General features: G+C 63.6%; 3 protein-coding genes and 1 pseudogene. 2 read left to right on the top strand and 2 right to left on the bottom strand.

Translation table 11 applies throughout. From position 1 onward, the window contains the following. Positions 1-35 precede the first annotated feature (35 nt). Positions 36-392, bottom strand: a pseudogene (locus tag EOA22_RS28230) (chloride channel protein); the annotation flags it as partial. A gap of 136 nt (positions 393-528) precedes the next feature. Further along, on the bottom strand, positions 529-828 hold the full coding sequence (locus EOA22_RS28225) for a putative quinol monooxygenase (protein WP_063168928.1): 300 nt from the start codon (positions 826-828) through the stop codon (positions 529-531). 147 nt (positions 829-975) lie between these two features. Here EOA22_RS28225 and flhA point away from each other — a divergent pair, with 147 nt between their 5' ends. Both flhA and EOA22_RS28215 read left to right on the top strand, forming a co-directional pair. Further along, complete coding sequence (flhA, locus tag EOA22_RS28220) at positions 976-3,063, top strand: flagellar biosynthesis protein FlhA (RefSeq protein WP_063168929.1); 2,088 nt, start codon at positions 976-978, stop codon at positions 3,061-3,063. Beyond that, positions 3,060-3,405 (top strand): flagellar biosynthetic protein FliR (locus tag EOA22_RS28215; protein ID WP_206521346.1); only part of this gene is annotated, 346 nt, incomplete at its 3' end. The genes flhA and EOA22_RS28215, both read left to right, overlap by 4 nt.

The following is a 3,405-nucleotide window of genomic DNA, read 5'->3' as shown; positions in this document are numbered from 1 at the left end:
GATGCAAAGAAGAAGGTTTAGAAGAGCACATGGAGCCCGCCATAGAGCGCATTGGCTTCGATCGGGTCGATCGGTGTGCGGAATTTCCGTATCCGGAGCCAGACCACCGTCAGCCCCAGCAGTATGCCGCCGATCGCCGGTATCAGCGCCTGCATCGGATTGGCGAGCGAGAACATGCCGGAAAGCCGGCCGCCAGGCTGAACGCCGAACAGCAGCCCGTGCAGGTCCTGCACGATCTGGCTCATCGCCGTGACCAATATGCCAGCCATGACGCCTACGACACCGGCGAGGATGACCACCACGATGCCGCGTGCCTCGAGCAGGGGCAACGACCTGATCAGCACCGCGCGCAGCCGGCGGGCGTAAACTTCGCTGTGGTTTCTGGAAAGCACCGGGGCGGCTCGCCGATATCGAAAGGCAGTGGAAAGCCAGCCTGATACGCCCGGCGGCACGGCATGGCAACCACAATGCCGACAGACACCACATTGGCGACAAGTGGACGCGATATCGATCGGGCCGATGGACCGTTCAGGTCGGCATGGGCTCGCCGGCTTCATAGAGTACGAGGTTGCGCTCGCCTATGCCGAGCGCCGGCCAGCTCGCACGCCAGTCCGCAATGTGCGGCGAGGCGAAGTGCGCGTCGAGCGCTGCCCTGTCGCTCCAGACTTCCGTGACCCGGATGAGCCCGGCATCAAAAACATCCTGCGCATAGGAATATTGGATGCAGCCGACCTCGGCGCGGCTGCCTGAAACCATGCGTTCCATTGCGGGCTTGGCTTCCTCAAATTTGTTTGGCGGCAAGCGGATGGTGCCGATGATCAGAAGCATGGGTTTCCCTTTCCTGGCGAGGCTAGCCGACACGGCGACCTGCGCATGATCGTTCGAACTAGCCAGTCTCCCACCCTCGCGCAAGCTTGGCGGACTACCCTCACAGGGCTGTCGCGCGCTCGGCAGTCTATGGGGTTTGAGGACGATATGGCGATCAGCGAAAGCATTCAGCCCGGCGCGGCCGCCAAGAACGGCCGCGACGTCTTCTTCGCCATCGGCATCGTCATCATACTTGCCGTGCTGTTCCTGCCGATCCCGGCTTTTCTCATCGATGTCGGCCTCGCCTTTTCGATCGCGCTTTCGGTGCTGATCCTGATGGTGGCGCTGTGGATCCAGCGGCCGCTCGATTTTTCGTCTTTTCCAACCGTGCTGCTCATCGCCACCATGCTGCGGCTGTCGCTCAACATCGCCACCACGCGCATGATCCTGTCGCATGGCAATGAAGGGACGCATGCCGCCGGCTACGTCATCGCCGGCTTCTCCAAGTTGGTGATGGCCAGCGACTTCGTCATCGGCCTCATCGTCTTCATGATCCTGATCGTGGTGAACTTCATCGTCATCACCAAGGGCGCCACGCGTATCGCCGAAGTCGGCGCGCGCTTCACCCTCGATGCCATCCCCGGCAAGCAGATGTCGATCGACGCCGACCTCTCGGCCGGCATGATCGACGACAAGACCGCGCAGCTGCGCCGCCGTGAACTGGAAGAAGAATCTTCTTTCTTCGGCTCGATGGACGGCGCCTCGAAGTTCGTCCGCGGCGACGCCATCGCCGGCCTCATCATCACCGCCATCAACATCGTCGGCGGCATTGCCATCGGCTACATCAGGCACGGCATGGGCATGGGCGAAGCCGCCGACGTGTTCATCAAGCTGTCGGTCGGCGACGGCCTCGTCACCCAGATCCCGGCACTGATCGTGTCGCTCGCCGCCGGCCTGCTCGTCTCCAAGGGCGGCACCCGCGGCTCGACCAACCAGGCGGTGTTCGGCCAGCTCGGCGCCCACCCGCGCGCCCTCTATGTCGCGGCATCGCTGCTGGTGCTGCTCGGCTTGATGCCCGGCCTGCCGCTGTTCCCGTTCTTTGCGCTCGCAGCCGGCATGGCCGGTCTCGGCTACGTCATCCCGATGCGCGCCAACCGTGTCCTCGCCGAAGCCGAGGCGATCAAGGACCAGGAAAAGGCGACCAAGGTCGAGGAGGAGAAGAACTCGGTCAAGGCCTCGCTCGCCACCGCCGAGATCGAGCTTTTGATCGGCAAGCAGCTGTCGACAAGGCTGCTGACGTCGCATCAGGAACTGGTTTTCCGCATGGGCAAGATGCGCAAGAAATTCGCCACCCAGTACGGCTTCGTCGTGCCGGAAGTGCGTGTCGCCGACGATTTCGCCATCCCGCCGAAGAGCTACCAGATCAAGGTGCACGGCACCGTGGTGGCCGAATACCAGATGCGCGTCGGCGAGATCATGGTGCTGCTCGGCAATCGCGACATACCCGAGATACCGGGCGAGGAAATCCGCGAGCCGGCCTTCGGCATGCGCGCCTATTCGGTGGTCGAAGCCTTCGCCGAGGATCTGAAGCGCGAGAACTACACCTTCGCCGACAACATGTCGGTGCTGCTCACCCATCTCTCCGAGGTCATCCGCAACAACCTGCCGCAGCTTCTGTCCTACAAGGACATGAAGGCGCTGCTCGAACGCCAGGACCAGGAATACCGCAAGCTCGCCGACGAGATCTGCACCACGCACATCTCCTATCCCGGCCTGCAGGCGGTGCTGAAGCTGCTGCTCGCCGAGCGCGTCTCGATCCGCAATCTGCACCTGATCATCGAGGCGATCGCCGAGATCGCGCCGCATGTGCGCCGCACCGAGCAGATCGTCGAACATGTCCGCATCCGCATGGCCCAGCAGATTTGCGGCGACCTGTCCGAGGGCGGCGTGCTGAAGGTGCTTCGCCTCGGCAACCGCTGGGATCTCGCCTTCCACCAGAGCCTCAAGCGCGACGCCAAGGGTGAGGTGCGCGAGTTCGACATCGACCCGCGCCAGCTCGAGGAGTTCGGCCAGGACGCGACCAAGGCGATCAAGAAATATCTGGAAGCCGGCGAGCGTTTCGTCCTCGTCACCGCGCCCGACGCCCGCCCCTATGTGCGCATGATCATCGAGCGGCTGTTCACCACGCTGCCGGTGCTCAGCCACGTCGAAATCGCCAAGGGCGTCGAGATCAGGGTGCTCGGAACCATATCGTGAGCGTGCTGTCGCAAGGCGTCGTCATCGCGGCGTTCCTCGCCTTCTGCCGCATCGGCGCCTGTTTCATGCTGATGCCGGGCCTGTCCAGCGCCCGCGTCCCGGTCCAGGTCAGGTTGTTAGTGGCGGTCGCCGCCACCGGCGGCCTGCTCGCCTTCCTGTGGGACAAGATCTTTCCTTTCGTCGACCCGCGCCCGCAGATCCTGGTGCCGATGATCATCTCGGAACTTCTGGTCGGCGGCCTGATCGGCGCCATGACCAGGCTCTACATGGAAGCCCTGCGCTTCATGGGCTCGGCCATCGCCATGCTGGTCGGTTATGGCGGCACCGGCGGAACGGCGATCG

Source organism: Mesorhizobium sp. M7A.F.Ca.US.014.04.1.1, from assembly GCF_003998745.1.
Classification (GTDB): domain Bacteria; phylum Pseudomonadota; class Alphaproteobacteria; order Rhizobiales; family Rhizobiaceae; genus Mesorhizobium; species Mesorhizobium ciceri.
Note: the sequence above shows the minus strand (reverse complement) of the source record. Positions and strands in the feature narration are given on the sequence as shown.